This is a genomic window from Methylobacterium tarhaniae (genome assembly GCF_001043955.1).
Classification (GTDB): domain Bacteria; phylum Pseudomonadota; class Alphaproteobacteria; order Rhizobiales; family Beijerinckiaceae; genus Methylobacterium; species Methylobacterium tarhaniae.
Map to the genome: position 1 here is coordinate 1 of NZ_LABZ01000453.1, position 440 is coordinate 440.

Genomic DNA, 440 nt, shown 5'->3' on the forward strand with positions numbered 1-440 from the left:
ATACCGGGATGCTGGAAAGCCTGCCCTCCCGCCGCGTCCGCGCGGGCGCCCTGCGCAGCCTCGACGCGCAGGCGATGGCCGGGCGCCTGATCGGCGATGCGCAAGCCGCCAACGTGCTGCTCCTGGGCTTTGCTTGGCAAAGCGGGCTGGTGCCGGTCTCCCGCGAGGCCCTGGATCAGGCCGTGGCGCTGAACGGCGTGGCGGTGGCGGGCAACCGCCTGGCGCTCGCCTGGGGCCGGCTGCTCGCCGCCGACCCGGCCTTCGTGGAGGCGCATCTCGCACCGGCGGTCGAGCCGGCGCAGGATCTCGACGCCGTGGTCGCGCGGCGCGCCGAGTACCTCACGGCCTACCAGGACGAGGCCTACGCCGCGCGCTACCGCGCCAGGGTGGCGGCGGTGCGGGAGCGCGCGGCGTAGGCCTCGTCCTGGTAGGCCGTGAGG

1 protein-coding gene is annotated in these 440 nt (G+C 75.7%); it reads left to right on the top strand.

Translation table 11 applies throughout. From position 1 onward, the window contains the following. The coding region (locus tag VQ03_RS34210; RefSeq protein WP_048454711.1) for a DUF6537 domain-containing protein at positions 1 to 416 on the top strand (416 nt) is incomplete at its 5' end. Positions 417 to 440 lie beyond the last annotated feature (24 nt).